Origin of the sequence: Pandoraea captiosa (genome assembly GCF_902459775.1) — a bacterium.
In the GTDB taxonomy this organism is placed as follows: domain Bacteria; phylum Pseudomonadota; class Gammaproteobacteria; order Burkholderiales; family Burkholderiaceae; genus Pandoraea; species Pandoraea captiosa.
Map to the genome: position 1 here is coordinate 137,895 of NZ_CABPSQ010000001.1, position 18,140 is coordinate 156,034.

Consider the following 18,140-nt stretch of genomic DNA (forward strand, 5'->3'; position numbering starts at 1 on the left):
GTGTCACGTTGCCATCATGCAGGCAGGTATGGAGAAGGATGCATGACAGTAGAAGATGGCGTGGTCGATGTCCTCGACGAGCCACGGGGGCGATTCGTTGTGCGCTTCGGATCGGGAAGTTGCTCGGTGTTCGAACTGCTGCGGCAGCCGGGGCAGCAGGCCGCTTCGGTGCGCCTCGCGGTGGGCGATACGGTGCGTGCCGCACCCGATGGCATCGGCAAGCTCGTCATGCTCAACATGACGCGAAAGCTGCCGCTGCTGGTGAACGGCCTCACGGGCGCTATCGACCACGCCCATTGCCTTCGCGCCATGGCCGACTAGCGCCTGAATCTCCTGATTTCCTGGCCTCCCGGAACGCCAGAGGGCGGCGGGCCCCCCAGCGCTGGACATCGGGCATAGGGCATCGCAGGTACCGGCATCAAACCGTCACCGTCTCCGCTTCGGAACGCCCGACTTTCGGGCCGACGCCGGGCTTGACCTGCAACATGGCGAAAACGCCGACGGCCGTCGCCACCGCCGTCGCAACGAACATCGACGAATAGCCGTATTTCGCCGACAGAATGCCGGCCAGCGTCGGCGCAAGCACCGAAGCAATGTTCGCAATGAAATGCATCAATCCGCTGAATGTGCCCACGCGCGTCGGCGCCGTATCGATCACCACCGCCCAGTACACCGAGTTCGGCAGCGCATTGAGCGCGTTGCCCAGCGTCATCAGCGCAATGACTGCCCACACGCTTTGCGCCTGCGACACCATCAGGAAGCACAAGGTCGTGCATGTAAGCGATGCCGCCGCGAACCAACTGCGCGCAATCACCAGCTTGCCCGTCTTGCGGTACAGCCAGTCGGAAATGCGCCCGCCGAGCAGCACCGTCACGCACGCGCCCGTCCAGGGAATCATGCCGATGTACCACAGCGACGACAACGTGAAGTGAAACTCGTCCGCCAGATACTTCGGCGTCCAGGTCAACAACATGAAGTTGACGTAAATGAACGCGAAATATCCGATCGAGTTGAATACCAGCGTGCGGCTCTTGAAGAAGCTCCACCACGGCATTTCACCCGCGGCCGCCGCCGACGACGGATGCTGAGCCGGACGTCCCGCCTGAATCAGCGCTACCTCCGCCGCATTCACGCGGGGGTTGTCTTCGGGGCGGTTCGTATAAACGCGCGCGAACAATGCAATCAAGACGAAGCCTGCTACGCCAAGCACGATATACATCGTGCGCCAACTGTCGGTCAGCAGCAGCAAGCCGACGGCCACCGGCGCGGTGAGCAATGCACCCAGTGGCGTGCTCAGCAACCCGATCGACACCGCAAAGCCGCGCTCCGACGGCGAGGCCCATGCCGACATCGTCTTGTTGATGATGGAGTAGGCCGGTCCTTCGGCAAACCCGAACAGCACGCGAATCGTGGCGAAGCCGGTGAGCGCGGAGCCGCCGAACAGGGCGATGCCGATGTCGCCCGCCCAGATCATGGCGATGGCGAATGCCGACCACGCAATGCCCGCAATCACCCAGACTTTCTTGGCGCCTAACCGGTCGGCCAGCGCGCCGCCGAACAGCGCCCCGAACATGTATCCGTAACCGAAGTAGCCAAGGACTGCGCCCCAACCGGCCCGGTCGAAACCGTACTCCGAGGTGATCTGGGCGGCTGAATAGGAAATCGCGCCCCGGTCGATGTAATTGACGAGGGCGATCACCACGATCAGCGCAAAGACCGCGAATCGATAACGGGTCGCGCCAGCGGCCGGATGGCCCGTAGCGGTTGGGTGCATGACATCTCCTGAACGTTGATTGTGCTTTGGGGGTGAGTACGAAGGGGGAATAGCGGTAATGCCCTTCGCAAACGATTGTCGATTATATATAATGCACAATGCATATCAACTGAAATCAAAAATTCGCCCACCATGACGCAATCCCCCGTCGGTTCCACTACGCCTCCTGTCTCCACGGCCTCCATCGCGCCCACGCCGACCGGCGTTGAGGGCACGCCCCTGCCGCATGCCCGATCGCCCGTGGTCGCTGTCGCCTCGCTCGGTGGCACGATCAGCATGACGCCCTCGGACGCGAGCGGCGGCGTGGTCCCCACACTCGACGCCACGCAACTGGCCCGTTCAGTGCCCGGCCTGTCCGAAGTGGCGGAGATCCGGACCGAATCGTTGCGCCAGTTGCCGAGCGCTTCGCTCGGCTATGACGACCTGATGGCCGCGCTCGCCTGGGCAGAGCAACAGATCGAAGCAGGCGCGAGCGGCGTGGTGCTCACGCAGGGCACCGACACGCTGGAGGAGACGGCCTTCCTGCTCGACCTTTTCTGGACGTTGCCCGCACCGCTCGTGATCACAGGGGCGATGCGCGCGCCGCAGGCCGCCGGTGCGGACGGTCCGGCGAATCTGCTCGCTGCGGTGCGCACGGCGTGTCATCCCGAGAGTGTGGGGCGCGGAGTGCTCGTCGTAATGAACGACACCGTCCATCACGCACGCTGGGTCAGCAAGAGCGATGCGCTGGCGGTGCAGGCGTTCACCTCGATCGACGGTGGGGTTGCGGCACGTCTGGTCGAAGGGAGGCCGACGTACTTTCATGCCAGCCCGGCACGTGCTCGGCCGCTGGCGCGTCCGGTGCGCGCCTGGCCGAAAGTGGCGCTCGTGACTGCGGTACTGGGGGACGATGGCGAACTCGCCGAGATGGCGGTAAAGGCCGGCTACGAGGCGGTCGTGATTGCAGCGCAGGGGGCCGGACACGTGTCGTTCGGATTCGCGCAGCGCATCGGTACCTTGACCGCGCAGGTGCCGATCGTGATCGCCAGTCGGGCTGGCGCAGGTTCGACGGCCTCGCAGACCTATGGCTACGTGGGTTCCGAAATCGACCTGGCGCGACGTGGCGCCCACTTGTCGGGCTGGTTGTCGCCGCTCAAGTCACGCCTGCTCGTGACCGCGCTTTTGGCCTCGGGCACGGCCGCTGCCGACCTCGGGGAAGCACTGGCAAATTGGAGTAAACTCACGCGTCGATAAATCTACACACGGCCTTCCTTTGAAAAGCACGTCCCCCGCATCCGCTTCGGTGACCGGCACCGCCGGCCGCCGCCGGCTCACGGCGTATCAGTACGCCATCGAGACTTTGCGCACCGAGATTCTGCAGGGCCGGTTAAAGGCGGGGGACAGGCTGCGTCAGGACGATCTGGCGCGTCGGCTCGACATGTCGACCACGCCCGTGCGTGAAGCGTTGCGCACGCTGGTCTCCGAGGGGCTCGTGTTTTTCGACGTGCATCGAGGCGCGGTGGTGCGTGGCCTGACGATCGACGACGTCAATGAGTTGTACCGGCTTCGCATGACGCTGGAGCCGATGATGGCCGAGCAGGCCATGGCGACGATCCGCGAGGAGGACATCGCGCACGCACAAGCGCTGCATGCCGAGATGCTCGCCACGACGGACGTCGTCAAATGGACCGAGTTGAATCAGGCGTTCCACGCGGCGTTGTGGGCCTCGCAGGACGATTCGCGTCTGGCACACCTGATCAAGACCTTGCGCGACGCGTCGGGACCTTACATCGCCTTGTCGCTTTACATGCGGCCTGTCCACGTGGACGTCAGTAATCAGGAGCACAGCAAGATGCTCGACGAATACCGCGCCCGCGACGTTGCCGCTGCACGCAAGCATACGGAAGCCCATCTCGACGCCACGCTGCGCATCATCGTCAAGGCCATCGAGCAGAGTGAGGCGCAAGCCGCAGCGAACGCCTGACGTCCGCGTTCAGCGGCAAGCGTGCTTCGCGGTGTCGGTCGATCTCGATCACACCTCACGCCGGGCTGTTCGTACCCCTGACGTTTCGCTATCCATAACGAAGGGTGAAGGTGTTGGGGCTGATTCCGGGTTAACACCTAAAGTTTTCCCGTTGCCTGCCGTAACTTCTGAAGTGGAATCTCCCACCTCGTGGAGCCGGTAGCCTGGGTGCCGGTCTCCTGTCTTCGACCCCCCTAGCCGCAGGCCTGCCTCGACAGCATGACAGTCTCTTCCCTTAGAACACGCATCATTCTGATCGCGTGTGCCACCGTCATTGGTGCACTGATCCTCTCCGGCATTACCACTTACCTCATCGTGCGCAACAGCATGATGTCCACCATATCCGATACGCTCGACGCCGTAGCGCGTGGCAACACGCTGGCGGTCGAACGCTGGGCCGCTGCCAAGGGCCAGTCGGTCGTGGGCACAGCGGCTGCCGTCGAAAAGGGTGAGCAGGGCGTGGCGCTCACGAAATTGCTCGGCGCTACCAATGGCTTCCCGATATCGAGCATCGGCTGGAGCGACAAGTCCTATTTCTCGAGCGGCCCCACGCCGCCCGATTACGATCCCACGGCGCGCCCCTGGTACAAGGGCGCGACTGCCGCGGGCAAGCTGACCGTCGTCAAGCCGTACGCCGACATTGCGTCGGGCAAGCTGTATGTGTCGTTCGCGGCGCCCATCTTGCGTGACGGTCAGACGCTCGGCGCGGTGAGCGGTGCGGTGCCGCTCGACGCCGTGCAGGAGGTCGTGAAAGCCGTGCATCCCACGCCGTCGAGCCTTGCCTTCGTCGTTTCGCGTGACGGTCTCGTGATCGCGCACCCGGACGAAAAGCTCATGCTCAAGCAATCGAGCGATCTCGCGCCTGCGCTCACGTCCGATGCCCTCGGCAAGATGGAGAACGCCACGCAGCCGACGCAGGTCGAACTCGGCGGCGTAGCAAAGCTCGTCAAGGCGCAGCCGGTGCCGGGCACCGACTGGCTCTTCGTCGTGGCCCTCGACAAGGCGGAGGCGACTGCGGGTCTGTCGAGCGTACTCAGCGCCACGGTGGTCTCGCTGATCGTCCTGACGCTGTGTGCCATTGGCATCGCCAGCTTCTTCACATCGCAGGCATTTCGCCGCCTGTCGCAGGTGCGCGACGCGATGGACACCATCGGTTCGGGCGGTGGCGATCTGACGCGCCGTCTGGACGTCATCGGTCACGATGAAGTCGCGCAGATCTCGAAGTCGTTCAACGCGTTCGTGGACAAGATCAGCACGGTCATGCTCGACGTGCGCTCGGGCGTTCATGGCATGACGTCCGCCACGAGCGAAATTGAAATGGGCAACCGCGATCTGTCGCAACGCACCGAGGCGTCCGCCGGCACGTTGCAGGAAACGTCGGCGGCGCTCACCGAACTGACCGCGAGCGTCAAGCAGACGGCAGAGGCTGCCGAGCACGCCACACGCCTTGCCAACGACGCGAGCGACGCCGCTGCGCGCGGGGGCGACGTCGTCACCGGCGCGGTGACGACGATGAGCGAGATTGCGCAGTCGTCCGAGCGCATTACCGAGATCATCAGTGTGATCGACGGCATTGCGTTCCAGACCAACATTCTGGCGCTCAATGCGGCGGTGGAAGCGGCACGTGCCGGTGAACAGGGACGTGGCTTCGCCGTCGTTGCGGGCGAGGTGCGTACGCTGGCGCAACGCAGCGCCGCTGCCGCGCAGGAAATCAAGACGCTGATTGAAGCGTCGGTGCAAAACGTCAGGAGCGGCACGCAACGTGTGCAGGCGGCAGGCGACACGATGGGCGAGATCGTCGATGGTATTTCGCGCGTGCGCCGCTTGATCGGCGAAATCCACACAGCGATGACCGAACAAAGCACGGGCATCAGCCAGATCGATCGCAGTGTGGCCGAGATGGACCAGTCGACACAGCAAAACGCAGCGCTGGTCGAAGAGTCTGCCGCGGCGTCGGCCATGCTCAGCGAGCAGGCCCGCAATCTGGCCGCCACGGTGGCGCTCTTCCAGTTGCGTGAGCACAGCCGTCATGGCGTCACCGTCATGCACGCGTCGCAGGGCACCTCCGGCGTACGCCCCGCACAACGCGACGAACCGGCATTGGCCGCCTGAGATGTCGGTGCCGCACGTCACGTGATCTGCGCGTGACGCTCCCCTGCGTTGATCTGCATTCACCTCAACGAACCTTCTACGTCACGACCGGCGCACTGCCGCCGGTCGCTGCCCGAGCGCCGGATTTTGTCGCACAATGGAGCGCACGCCGGCGGCGCCCCCTATATTCCCCGAACAATCCCCAAACAAGCCGTTCGCGCGTTGTCGGCGAAATCCTTATCCCGGAGGAGATACGTCATGGCGAATCAGCAATACTCAGGCGGTTGCCACTGTGGCGATTTGCGCTTTACGGCAAATATTGATTTGTCCAAAACAATTACGTGCAATTGTTCTATCTGCAAAAAGCGCGGATTGATTCTCGCCTTCGCGCCGATTGCTGAGTTTTCGCAAACGGCCGGTGAAGGAAAAGCGCGCGAATATCTTTTCAACAAGCACGTGATACGTCATCAGTTCTGTCCGAATTGCGGCGTTGAAGCATTCGCGTTCGGTCAAATGCCCGACGGCGCAAAAATGGCGGCCGTCAACGTGCGCTGCATTGACGGCATCGATCTGGATACGGTGCATCCGACGCCCGTTGACGGCGCGAGTCGTTAGACGCGACGCTCGGTGAACGGACCGACGGACCGGTCACCACGTCGCCACGTCAGTTCGGCGATGTGGCCAGCCGAACGATATTCACTCGATAGATTAAAAAATATATGATTAAAAATATTAAAAACTCCGCGTGATTTCAGGCTTGTTCCATAAAGCCGGCGTAGACGATGTTGGGTGTAATGGGATTCATTCCACGAAATCGGCACATTTCAAAAGCCATAACGTGAGAATCGCGTGATTATTGGCTCAAGTTTCTTGAATGGTCGCCCGTTATGGCATGCGATTGTTATCGTTTTGTCGCACATGGAGCGGGCATGAAGTTCTTGAGTCGTCTGAAAATCGGCACCCGGCTGACCTTAGGGTTTGCCATTACGTTGGTGCTGTTGTGTGTTGTGGGTGGTATGGCCGTGTTTCAGGCGTCGCGTATCTATGCGGGCACGCGTGACCTCGCTGATAACTGGCTGCCGAGCGTGCAGACACTCGGCACCGCGCAGGTCGCCGCCAACTCGGCGCGTCGCGCATCGCTCGCCATGCTGCTCGCCGCTGACGAGAATTCGCATCGGGAAGAGGCCACCAAGCGCCAGGCCGCCATCGATCTGATGAGCAAGACGCTCGACGGCTACGCCCGCATGATCGCCTCCGACGAAGACCGCCGCGCTTACGATGCGGTCAAGGCGGCGTGGGCCGACTATGTCGCCATCGACAATCGGGTGGCGTCGCTCGATCAGGGCGACGACAGCGCGAAGGCCCAGGCGCGCGCATTGCTCACCACGGATGCCGTCAAGAGCTTCGCCTCGCTCAGCGAGCGGATCGCCGCTCACGTAGCGGTCAATCGCCAGGGGGCCATGGCCGCAACCGACGCCGCGGCTGCCAACTATCACGCCGCGTTTATCGCTGCCATCGTGTTGATCTTGTTGGCGCTTGCCGTCGCAACGGTCATCGCGTGGCTCATTACGCGCTCGATCACCGTGCCGATCGGCCGCTGTGTCGACATTGCGCAGACCGTCGCGCGTGGCGACCTCAGTTCGCGCATCGACGTGGAAGGTCGCGACGAACTCGCCCAATTGCTCGGCTCGCTCAAGGACATGAACACGAAGCTCGCGCAGGTCGTGGGACAGGTGCGCACGACCAGCGAGAGCATTGCCACCGGTTCGGCGCAAATCGCGGCGGGCAACACCGATCTTTCCTCGCGTACCGAACAACAGGCGGCGTCGTTGGAGGAAACGGCGGCAAGCATGGAAGAACTCACGACCACCGTCAAACAGAATGCCGATAACGCCGAGCAGGGCAACGTGCTCGCGTCGAACGCGTCGCACATCGCCCAGCGTGGTGGTGAAGTGGTACGTCAGGTGGTCGAGACGATGCGTGAGATTTCCGACGGCTCCGCGCGCGTGGCGGACATCACGAGCGTGATCGAGGGCATTGCCTTCCAGACCAACATCCTCGCGCTCAACGCGGCGGTCGAAGCCGCGCGTGCGGGCGAGCAGGGACGCGGCTTCGCCGTCGTTGCGGGCGAGGTGCGCACCCTCGCGCAGCGCAGCGCCAACGCTGCAAAGGAGATCAAGGAGTTGATCGATGCGTCGACGCGTCAGGTCGGCGAAGGGGCGAAGCTGGTCAGCGAGGCCGGGGGAACCATGGACGAAGTGGTGCGCGCCGTCAAACGGGTGACCGATCTGATGGCGGAGATTGCCGCAGCGTCGACCGAGCAGCGCACAGGTATCGAGCAGGTCAATCAGGCGGTCATGCAGATGGATACCGTGACGCAGCAGAACGCAGCGCTCGTCGAGGAGGCGTCGGCTGCGGCGCAATCGATGGCTGCGCAATCGAGTGGCTTGCGTGAGCTGGTGTCGATCTTCCGTATCGAGGCAGCGGAGGGGGCCGCCCATCAAGCGGCGAATCGGGCACAGCGGCTGATTGCGTGAGTCCGGGCGACGCCGGAGCGGGGCGTGGGCGCAGGCGCGGCAAACCGGCGTGAGCGTCACGTAAAAAACGGCTCGCCCGCGAACGCCGGCGAGCCGCGAATGCCGCAACGCTCTCACCAGCGTTCGGCCCATGAGACCGCATGCGTCTCACGTTCTTCTCGGCACCGACGGCGTGCGTCGGTGCCGGCCAATCGGCGTCCGCTCGCCCGCCCCCCGGCGATGGCGTGCGGCGCCGATGTCGGTTACCTCACTTACCCAACAGCATCGAGCCGCGCTCGCGCAAATTGACGTGCAGGTCGAAAGCGCGCTCCAGCGCGTGCGGCGTTTGACCGCCGTAGCGCTGGGCGTCGCGGTAGTACTCGCGCAGCAAGTCGCGGTAGCTCGGATGTGCGCAGTTGTCGATGACGAGATTCACCCGCTCGCGCGGTGCAAGCGTTCGCAGATCGGCCAGGCCCTGTTCGGTCACGATGATGTCGACGTCGTGCTCGTTATGGTCGACGTGCGGCACCATCGGCACGATGCTCGAAATCTTGCCGTCCTTGGCGATGGACTTGGTGGCGAAGATCGCCATGCGGGCGTTGCGGGCGAAGTCGCCCGATCCGCCAATGCCGTTCATCATGTGCGTCCCGCCGACGTGCGTCGAGTTCACGTTGCCGTAGATGTCGACCTCAAGGGCGGTGTTCAGCGCAATCAGCCCCAAACGCCGGATGACTTCCGGATGGTTGCTGACTTCCTGAGGACGCAGCACCAGCTTGTCGCGATAACGCTCCAGATGCTTGAATACGCGGTCCTGCACGGCCTGCGATACGGTGATCGACGAACCCGAGGCGAATACCATCTTGCCGGCGTCCATCAGATCGAAGGTCGAGTCCTGAAGCACCTCCGAGTACATCGTCAGGTCTTCGAATGGCGATTCGATGAAGCCCGTGAGCACGGCGTTGGCGATGGTGCCGATGCCCGACTGAATTGCGGGCAGCGCGCGCGGCAGCCGACCGCGCGAGACTTCGTGCTGGAAGAATTCGATCAGGTGCCCGGCAATGCGTTGCGTGTCGGCGTCGGGCGGCAGCGCATTGGACGCGCTATCCGGCGTATCCGTGATGACGATGGCTGCGATCTTCTCCGGCGCAATCTTCACGACGTTCGTGCCGACGCGGTCGCGCACGTCCACGATCGGCAGCGGCGCGCGGTGCGGGCGTTGCCCCGGAATCCAGATGTCGTGCATGCCTTCGAAAGCGAGAGGCTGCGCGAGGTTGATTTCCACGATCACCTTTTCTGCGAGGATCGCAAAGCTCGCCGAATTGCCGACTGACGAGCTCGGCACGAGGCCCCCGTCTTCCGTGATGGCGACCGCTTCGATCACAGCCACGTCCAGCTTGCCGAACTGACCGGTGCGCAGGAATTCGACCGTCTCGGACAAGTGCTGGTCGACGAACATCACTTCGCCGCGATTGATCGCGCTGCGCAAGGTGGTGTCGACCTGGAACGGCAAGCGCTTGGCGAGTACGCCGGCTTCCGTGAGCGTCTTGTCGGAATCGTGCCCCAGCGATGCCCCGGTAATCAGCGTGATTTTCATCGGGTTGGCTTTCGCGCGCCTGGCCAGCGCAATCGGCATGTCCTTGGCGTCGCCGGCACGGGTGAATCCGCTCATGCCGACCACCATGCCGTCGCTCACGAGCCTGGCGGCGTCGTCAGCGCTCATCACCCGGTCGCGCAGCGACGCCAGGCGGATGCGGTCTTCATACATCGTGAGGCTCCTCGTCTCTCTTCTTCGAATCTCTTGAATTCTTGGCGCCCCCGCTATGGATGAGCCGGTTTGCGCTTGACTCGAAGTGTATTGACCCATCGGTCACATTTCCAATATATTGAACAAGTTGTTTTCATATTTTTTATGTATCAATATCGGAGAGCCCGGTAGCAGCGGGCTGACGGAGGCGTACCGATGGAATTGCGACATCTGCAATATTTCATTGCTGTCGCGGAAGAACGTCATTTCACGCGTGCCGCAGCGCGTGTGGGGATCCAGCAGCCCCCGTTGAGCTTGCAGATCCGGCAGCTCGAAGCGGAACTGGGCGGGCCGTTGTTCGTACGCCTGCCGCGAGACGTGGTGTTGACGGAACTGGGCGAGGCGTTCTTGCCGGAAGCGCGGCAAATTCTGGAGCGTGTCGCGCGCACCAAGCGCCGCATGCAGCAGATTTCGCGCGGCGAGGCGGGGCATATCCGTATCGGCTTTGCCGGCGCGACGTATTTCGAGCCGTGCATTCCCGCCTGGATTCGCGACTTCCGGGCGCGGTATCCGGAGGTGCAACTCCATCCGCAGCAGAGCAACACCGCAAGTCTGTTGACGGCCCTCGCCGAGGAGTCGGTCGATGCGGCGTTCATCCGCACGCCGTTCGAAGTGCCCGAGGGCATCGTCAGTGTCTTGGTCGTCGATGAACCCATGGTGCTGGTCCTGCCGTTGGGGCACCCGATGTGCTCACGCGAGCGGGTGCCGCTGGCGGCGCTGGCGCACGACGAGTTCATTCTGCTGCCGCGCGACATCAGTCCCGCGTTGTACGACCGCACGATCGCCGCCTGCGAGGCGGCGGGCTTTCGACCGAAGCTGGGACAGGAAGCGCCGCAAATCACGTCCATCGTGCCGATGGTCGCGGCGGGATTCGGGGTGTCGCTGGTGCCGGCGTCCGTCAGCCAGATCCGTACCCCTGGCATGGGGTTCTGGCCAATCGACGCGCCGCAGGGCGAGATGCCGTTAGCGCCGATCAGTCTCGCATATCGCGCGGATCACGGCTCGGCCGCGCTCGACCGTTTCATTGCGATGATGCCCTCGCACGGGGCGCCGACGGATCAGTGATAGCCGCGTTGACGCGGGCCGGGCAGGGCATCGTCCCCGGTGGGCTCCCAGCCGTTGGCGCGCAGCCTGCCGGTGAGCAACGGATGGATCATCACCGCATATAACAGGCACGTTGCGGGCAGCGAGAGCGCCAGCAGCGACTCTTTCCAGATGAGCGCCGGGCCAATGGCGAGCAGTGCCCAGAGCAGGGCGTGCCACGCAAATCCATAAGCGAGCAGGTAGAGCGGCCCGAGGAAAAATGCCGCAATGCAGGACAGGTACGAAATCTCGATGACGTCTGCGTTCGCCGGATTGCGAAATTTGAGGGCCATGGCGAGATCGTGGGGAGAGTGCGGAAGTCGGCAAAATATCTCGGCGTCGACCCCAAATCGTCCCACTTCCGCACACGGCGACCCGCAGGCCCTCGTCGGGCATGTCGAGTGCGCTACACTGCGCTCACGCCCCGCCACGGGGCACCACCGTGGACACCACTTCCCATGCAAACGCTCAGAAGGCTGACCCGCTGGTTGCCAGTGCTCATCGGCGCTATCGCGGGCATGCTGGTCATGTTGTTCATAGGGCAGATCGCGCAAACACGCGTGGATGACTTTCGTCTGCGTGCCTACGTGCAGGACATCATGGGTTTCATGGGCGATGCGTCGCTCTCGAGCCGTAGCGCATTACACGACGCGATGTACAGCGGCGCCGTGCCATGTACCGACGCGGACATTCTCGCGCTGCGCCGCGTCGCCATGCGCAGCCCTTACTTTCACGACATCGCCCGCGTTCACGATTCCCGCCTGCTATGTTCCGCGGTGGTCGGGCGGTTCGATCCGGAGCCGGCGTTGCCCCCGCCCAGTCATGAGACGCGAACGGGCGTGAAGCTCTGGCACACGATCACGGGCATCGTGACGCCGGGCGTGCAGGTCAATGCCATTGGTCTTGGAGACGTGGTGGTCTTCAGCCCGCCGGTGCTGCCGGCGCGTCTGAGCATGCCGGGCGCCGGGTTTGCGTCGGTGGCGTCCACGAGCGACATGCGCTTCCAGTTCTGGCGCGCGGGCAAGTTCGAGGACCAGCAGCGCATCATGTTGGGGAAGACGTCTCGCTGGCTCGACATCGGACCCTTACGTCAGTTCGCGCTTTGCTCGGACAGTGTTGATGTCTGCGCTTCGGCCATTTATACCTCCTCACGCATTCTGACCAACCCATGGGGACTGTTCATGGCGCTTTCGATCGGTGCCGTGGTCGGTGGGGCGGTAGGGCAGTCGTGGCGCTCGCGTCGCCGCTATCGCATGTCGATCGACTGGGTCACGCAGCAGGCAGCGGAATCGGGCGGTATTCATCTCGTGTATCAGCCGCTGGTCCGTTTGCGCGACGGCAAGATGATCGGTGTCGAAGCGCTCGCCCGCCTGAACGACAGCGCCGGTAATCCGATTTCGCCCGACATCTTCATCCCCATTGCCGAGCGTCGCGGCGTGATCGGGCTGATCACCCGCCAGGTCGCCCGCAAGGCGCTGGTCGAAATGCACGCGCGCGTGCTGGCCGATCCGGAGTTCCACGTCAGCATCAATCTTGCGGCCACGGATGTCGTCGATCAGACCTTTCATACGTACCTGAATCACATTGCGGCGTCGCTGCGCGTGCCTCGGGCGCAGATCGCACTGGAAGTCACGGAGCGCTCCACGGACAACATGACCCGGCTGCGCGAAGCACTCGACCGTCTGCGGGTGGACGGCTATCAGATTCACATCGACGATTTCGGGACGGGTTTTTCCAACCTCGCGTATCTGTCGACGCTCAATGTCGACGCCCTCAAGATCGACCGCATGTTCACGCAGGCCATCGGAAAAGACACCGTGGGTAGCGCGATCGTCGATCAGATCTGCAAGATGGCGACCCTGCTTCACGTGGACGTCATCGTCGAAGGCCTGGAGACGCAGGCGCAGGCCGACTACATGCTCACGATTCATCCCGACGCCATCGGGCAGGGCTGGCTTTTCGGCAAAGCAGTGGCCGCCGAGGATCTGATGCCCGGGGTCGATGTTGCGAGGGGCGACGCCGCGACTGCCGCAGCGCACGCGCAGGGGTAGGTGTATTCCTGCCGTCGCATCAGGCAAATTACCGAGAATAACGACAACGATTCGGGACTACAGTGAAATCACCGTGGTCCTGATGTGCCCCCGACCTCCACGGACTGTCCGGCTCGCCGCCCTGGCGAGCCGCTTTTTTTTTCGAACGGGAGTCGGAATTCGTGAACATGTTACGATTCCTCCAAAAAACAGCATCGGGTTTTCGCGGACCCGTAGCTGGCGTTTGAAAGAAAGGGGACTTATGACAGATTCGTACAAATTCAGCTGGCGTTACGTCAGTCATACGCCACCGGGACGTCCGTTCGACCTGGCGGGCGCGATTACGCCGCGCGCCGACAAGCGCTTCGATGGCGCCGTCGACGCCTACTGCGAGGGTGCCTACATCGGCCGTTGCGAGTTCTCGAGCATCGACGCCGATTGTGCGTCCTCGGCTGCCGCCCAGATTCGAAAACGTATCGAGTTACGCATCGAGGATCGCGTCGCGAAAGAAAGTCAGACGTCGCACTGAATTACCGAGCGCCTTGTCCGGCGCTCGTCACCTTCGCACGCCGCGGATGCCACAGGTTCCGATGGCACCGCTCGCATCGAACACGCGCCCTGAATGCCCGTTAGCGCCAGCGGCCGCAGCAACGACCTCCCCACCCGCCCCAGCCCCGCCCCCACGACACGGAGAACGACACGTTGCCGAGCCACGGCGACGGCGCGAATGCCGGGTAGATCGGCGCGTACACGGGATATGCCGCGTACACGGGATATGCGGGATATGCGGGGTAAGTGGGGTAAGTGGGGTAAGTGGGGTAAGCGGCGTAAGTTGGCAAACCCGAAGCCGAACCCTGATAGGCGGGGCCGCCTGCCGGATTTTGCGAGGTGCGCGACGGCACATAGTCCGGCGGAACGGGGGAGCCGTTCGGGTAGGTCGGATAGCCGGAAGGGGACGTTCCGGCAGGTGGCGCCGACGGGCGGTAATCCGGTGGGACCGGCGAGCCATTGCCCGGCTGGAAGTCGGGTGGCACGGGAGAGTTACCGGGGTACGGTGGCGAGGGCGGTGAAGACCGCGGCGCTGCCGGGCGGACCGGCGTGGCCGCGACATTCGGTGTTGGAATCGGCGTGAGCGTCGGCGCCGAACTGTCCGCACTGCCGACCGAACCCGGCGCGGCGCGCATCGCCTGCGGTGCAGCGGGCGTTGGCGAGAGCGTGAGCGCGCCGCCCGGGTACTGCACGACATAACAGCCGGCGAGCGGCAAAACACAAAGCAGGGTGGTGAGCGGCGCGATTTTCATGGCGTCGAGTGTAGCTCAGGCGATGCCATCTTCCGCATGGCGACTCGCGCGACACCCGCAGGACTTCCTTACGTCACGTTAATGCTCGGGCGGATGCACGGGAATGCCTGGCGATGCTCAGCCCAGGCCATCGCCTGGCCTTCGCGTTTTCGACAGGCAAAAAAAACGGCCAGCGCGTTGCTGGCCGTGAAATCCACCAGGAGGAGGTGGAGGAGACAGGTGCAACTATATCAGGGAAATCCCTAGACGGGTAAACCTTTGTCAAAAAAATCTGTAGAAAAACCACATCTGCGACAATTCGCCGCTTTTTGATGGGGTAATCGCCCGATTCCCCGCCCCGCAGGGCCGAACGGCACACATCCAAGGCATCGTCCCATGACCGGTATGGAGAAAAACCACAAAGTGACGTGACGTTTGCCAAGGCAGGGTGAGATTCCCGCGTCGGGTCGGGAATCGACGGCGTTCCCACGGTCCAGCCAATCCATGGGAATCGCTCGCGCGTCTAAGTGTTTACACTGAGCATTGATTTACGTTGGGAGATATAAACTTCCGCAAAGCGTAATTTAGTGCCGGGATTCGCCACGCTGTTCGTGCGACGGCCCTCGGCATCGAATGCTGCGCCGCCCGAACCGGGGCGACGCGGCGCCTGCGAGGCAACGTCACGACAAACCGGCGCCTCGACCGGAACGCAATACCACGAAGTTGCGAGAACGTTTGGAGACAGCATGAAAGCAGCAGAAGTGAATGTGGGTGCACTGATCGACGAGAGTCGTCTGGGCGCCTATCAGTGGTGGGTGATCGCATTGTGTGCGATGTGCCTGGTGGTCGACGGTTTCGACGTTCAGGCCATGGGCTATGTGGCCCCGGTGGTCATTCGCGAGTGGGGCATTGCCAAGGAAACGCTCTCGCCGGTCTTCGGCGCCGGGCTGTTCGGCATGCTGGTCGGCTCGCTCACGTTCTCCGCCCTCGCAGACAAACTGGGGCGCCGTCCGGTGCTGATCGGCGCCACGCTGTTCTTTTCGGTGTGCATGATCGTCACCGGTTTTGCGAACACGATCACGGAACTGGTCGTCTGGCGCTTTGCTGCCGGTCTGGGGCTGGGCTGCATCATGCCCAACGCCATGGCCCTCGCCGGTGAATACAGTCCGCGTCGCATTCGCGTCTCGCTCATGATGATCGTGTCCTGCGGCTTCACGCTGGGCGGCGTGGTGGGCGGGCTTATTACCGCCGCCATCATCCCGAGCCTCGGCTGGCGCGCAGTGTTCTACATCGGCGGCGCCATTCCGCTGGTGCTGGGCGTGCTGATGTGGCTCTCGCTGCCCGAATCGATCCAGTTCCTCATGTTCAAGAAGAGCGACACCTCGCGCATTCGCAAGCAATTGCTGCGTGTGGCGCCGCTTGCCAACGTGCCGGCAGATGCCCGCTTCGTGCTCGATGAGCAAAAGGCCAAGGGCGTGCCGTTCATCGAACTCTTCAAGGACGGCCGCGCGCGCGTGACGCTGTTGCTGTGGGTCATCAACTTCGCCAATCTGCTCGACATGTACTTCCTGTCGAACTGGCTGCCGACGGTGATTCGCGACGCCGGTTATTCCACGCAAGTGGCCGTGATGGCGGGCACCGCATTGTGGGCGGGCGGCGTGATCGGCACGCTGCTGCTCGGCCGCGTGATCGACCGTGTGGGCTTCACGAGTGTGCTGGCCGTCACGTTCCTGATCGCGATTGCGGCAACGGCGACCATCGGCAACCCGGTGGTGATGGTCTCGATGGTGGCGGTGTTCATCGCGATCTTCTTCGCAGGCTTCTCGATCATCGGCGGTCAGCCGGCGCTCAACGCCCTGGCCGCGACCTACTATCCGACGTCGTTGCGCTCGACGGGCATCGGCTGGAGCCTCGGTATCGGGCGCATCGGTTCCGTGCTCGGGCCGGTGCTGGGTGGCGCACTGATGCATCTGCAATGGTCATCGTCGTCGTTGTTTCTGGCCGCAGCCGTGCCGGCATGCGTCTCGCTGATCGGTGTGCTGGCCATTGCCCGCACGCAGCGCGGTGACGGTGGCAATCTGCGCGCCGCCACGGCGAGCTGATGGCCGCATGACGATGGATATCGGCGCATGACAAATCGGTGCATCCGCCGGCGGTCAATCACGGCATAAGCAGCGGTTAGGTTTGCGATAACCATCGAGTATGAAAATACGACGCCCGCCAGCGTTATCATGGCGGGCGTCGTCGTTTTTTGCGGTGCTTCGCGCGACGCGGCAGGATTCGCACCGAAAAATCAGAACGATAAATGACCACGACGTCCGAACTCTCTCCCGCCTTGCCTTCCGAACGAGTGCTGCTTGGCATTCTCGGTCTGTTCATGATGATCGCGCCGGCGTCCACCGACATGTACTTGCCCGGGCTGCCCACCATGCGCCACGAACTGGGCGCGAGTGCTGCGGCCACGCAACTGACGCTGTCGTACTTCTTCCTCGGCTTCGCCTTCGGGCAACTGTTCTGGGGGCCACTCGCCGACCGGTTCGGGCGTCGCAAGCCGATGGCCGCCGGTATCGTGTTGTACGTCTTCGGCAGCATCGGCTGTGCGTTCGCCGACAGCATCGACCACATGATGATGTGGCGATTCGTGCAGGCGCTCGGCGGATGTGCGATGCCGGTGATCGCGCAGGCCATCGTGCGCGACGTCTATGGCCCGCGCAACAGCGCCCGCGCGTTCTCGATCATGCTGCTGGTCATGAGCGTGGCGCCGATCGTCGCACCGCTGGTGGGCGGGCAGATGCTGCGGTTTACGACATGGCGCGTGATCTTCGGCATTCTGGCGGTGTTCGGTGTCGTGGCGTTGCTGGCGTTGTGGCGCTTGCCGGAGACGGGCGCGATGAATGGCCGTCAGGCGGGCGGCCCGCGTGCGATTCTGGGGTCGTACTGGCAGTTGCTGCGCGACCCGCATTTCGTGGGCTACATGGTCGCGGGCGGGGCCGTGTTCGGTGCGTCGTTCACCTACATTACCGGCACGCCGCTCGTGTACATGGAGTACTTCCACGTCTCGCCGCAGTTCTTCGGCGTGCTGTTCGGCATCAACATCGTGGGCATGGCGGCCATGACGATGTTCAACTCGCGCCGTGTCGGGCAGATCGGGCCTTACCGGCTCATGCGAACGGGTATCGTCGGATGCGCGATCGTCACGACAGTGTTGTGCGCGACGGTGTGGCTCGGCTTTGCATTGCTGCCGCTGATGGTCGTGATGCTGTTCCTGTTCATGTCCCTGCGCGGCATCATCACGGCGAATTCGGTGGCCGGGGCGCTGGCGAATCATCCGACGCGCGCAGGTGCTGCGGCGGCGCTCGTGGGCAGCGTGCAATATGGCTTCGGATTCGCGGCGGGGGGATTGCTCGGTCTGCTCAACGACGGTTCGCCGCGCCCGCTCGTGACGGTCATGTGCGGTTTCGCCGTCCTGGCGTTCGTGGCGCTGGTCACGATGTTGCGGGCGCCGCAAGGCGCGCGTTAAGCGATCGATCCGGCATGACGAGCCAACGGCCCGTCGTCAG

General features: G+C 63.3%; 15 protein-coding genes. 11 read left to right on the forward strand and 4 right to left on the reverse strand.

Features of this window, described 5'->3' with window-relative positions; translation table 11 throughout:
• The first annotated feature begins 42 nt into the window (after positions 1–42).
• A complete protein-coding gene (locus PCA31118_RS00715) occupies positions 43–321 on the forward strand; it encodes a hypothetical protein (RefSeq protein ID WP_150622090.1) in 279 nt (92 codons plus the stop codon).
• Between the two features lie 97 nt (positions 322–418).
• Here the strand turns inward: PCA31118_RS00715 and PCA31118_RS00720 are convergent, their stop codons facing one another.
• Positions 419–1,774 (reverse strand): MFS transporter, encoded by a 1,356-nt coding sequence (locus PCA31118_RS00720; protein WP_150622092.1) that lies wholly within the window; start codon positions 1,772–1,774, stop codon positions 419–421.
• Between the two features lie 132 nt (positions 1,775–1,906).
• Between PCA31118_RS00720 and PCA31118_RS00725 the strand changes: the two genes are divergently transcribed.
• The 5 genes from PCA31118_RS00725 (at position 1,907) to PCA31118_RS00745 (ending at position 8,404) form a co-directional block, all read left to right on the forward strand.
• A complete protein-coding gene (locus PCA31118_RS00725) occupies positions 1,907–3,007 on the forward strand; it encodes an asparaginase (RefSeq protein ID WP_150622094.1) in 1,101 nt (366 codons plus the stop codon).
• Between the two features lie 19 nt (positions 3,008–3,026).
• Positions 3,027–3,737 (forward strand): GntR family transcriptional regulator, encoded by a 711-nt coding sequence (locus PCA31118_RS00730; protein ID WP_150622096.1) that lies wholly within the window; start codon positions 3,027–3,029, stop codon positions 3,735–3,737.
• A 258-nt stretch (positions 3,738–3,995) separates the two neighbouring features.
• Positions 3,996–5,888 (forward strand): methyl-accepting chemotaxis protein, encoded by a 1,893-nt coding sequence (locus PCA31118_RS00735; RefSeq protein WP_150622098.1) that lies wholly within the window; start codon positions 3,996–3,998, stop codon positions 5,886–5,888.
• Positions 5,889–6,125: 237 nt separating this feature from the next.
• Positions 6,126–6,482 carry a GFA family protein gene (locus PCA31118_RS00740; RefSeq protein WP_150622100.1) on the forward strand — a complete coding sequence of 119 codons (357 nt, stop codon included), beginning with the start codon at positions 6,126–6,128 and terminating at the stop codon, positions 6,480–6,482.
• Between the two features lie 314 nt (positions 6,483–6,796).
• Positions 6,797–8,404 (forward strand): methyl-accepting chemotaxis protein, encoded by a 1,608-nt coding sequence (locus PCA31118_RS00745; RefSeq protein ID WP_150622102.1) that lies wholly within the window; start codon positions 6,797–6,799, stop codon positions 8,402–8,404.
• A gap of 247 nt (positions 8,405–8,651) precedes the next feature.
• Here the strand turns inward: PCA31118_RS00745 and scpC are convergent, their stop codons facing one another.
• Complete coding sequence (scpC, locus tag PCA31118_RS00750; RefSeq protein ID WP_150622104.1) at positions 8,652–10,148, reverse strand: succinyl-CoA:acetate CoA-transferase ScpC; 1,497 nt, start codon at positions 10,146–10,148, stop codon at positions 8,652–8,654.
• Positions 10,149–10,343: 195 nt separating this feature from the next.
• Here scpC and PCA31118_RS00755 point away from each other — a divergent pair, with 195 nt between their 5' ends.
• The gene (locus PCA31118_RS00755) at positions 10,344–11,252 is read left to right on the forward strand and encodes a LysR substrate-binding domain-containing protein (RefSeq protein WP_150622106.1); all 909 of its coding nucleotides are present in this window, start codon (positions 10,344–10,346) and stop codon (positions 11,250–11,252) included.
• Here the strand turns inward: PCA31118_RS00755 and PCA31118_RS00760 are convergent.
• A complete protein-coding gene (locus PCA31118_RS00760) occupies positions 11,246–11,563 on the reverse strand; it encodes a hypothetical protein (protein ID WP_150622108.1) in 318 nt (105 codons plus the stop codon). The two genes, PCA31118_RS00755 and PCA31118_RS00760, sit on opposite strands and share 7 nt — an antisense overlap.
• A gap of 165 nt (positions 11,564–11,728) precedes the next feature.
• Here PCA31118_RS00760 and PCA31118_RS00765 point away from each other — a divergent pair, with 165 nt between their 5' ends.
• Positions 11,729–13,321, forward strand: a complete 1,593-nt coding sequence (locus PCA31118_RS00765) for an EAL domain-containing protein (protein ID WP_150622110.1) — start codon at positions 11,729–11,731, stop codon at positions 13,319–13,321.
• A 241-nt stretch (positions 13,322–13,562) separates the two neighbouring features.
• A complete protein-coding gene (locus PCA31118_RS00770) occupies positions 13,563–13,829 on the forward strand; it encodes a hypothetical protein (RefSeq protein ID WP_150622112.1) in 267 nt (88 codons plus the stop codon).
• A 100-nt stretch (positions 13,830–13,929) separates the two neighbouring features.
• Here PCA31118_RS00770 and PCA31118_RS27465 read toward each other — a convergent pair whose 3' ends face one another.
• The gene (locus PCA31118_RS27465) at positions 13,930–14,601 is read right to left on the reverse strand and encodes a hypothetical protein (protein ID WP_150622114.1); all 672 of its coding nucleotides are present in this window, start codon (positions 14,599–14,601) and stop codon (positions 13,930–13,932) included.
• A gap of 725 nt (positions 14,602–15,326) precedes the next feature.
• Here PCA31118_RS27465 and PCA31118_RS00780 point away from each other — a divergent pair.
• Together PCA31118_RS00780 and PCA31118_RS00785 are read left to right on the forward strand one after the other, a co-directional pair.
• The gene (locus PCA31118_RS00780) at positions 15,327–16,682 is read left to right on the forward strand and encodes an MFS transporter (RefSeq protein ID WP_150622116.1); all 1,356 of its coding nucleotides are present in this window, start codon (positions 15,327–15,329) and stop codon (positions 16,680–16,682) included.
• A 203-nt stretch (positions 16,683–16,885) separates the two neighbouring features.
• Positions 16,886–18,100 carry a Bcr/CflA family multidrug efflux MFS transporter gene (locus PCA31118_RS00785; RefSeq protein WP_150622117.1) on the forward strand — a complete coding sequence of 405 codons (1,215 nt, stop codon included), beginning with the start codon at positions 16,886–16,888 and terminating at the stop codon, positions 18,098–18,100.
• Positions 18,101–18,140 lie beyond the last annotated feature (40 nt).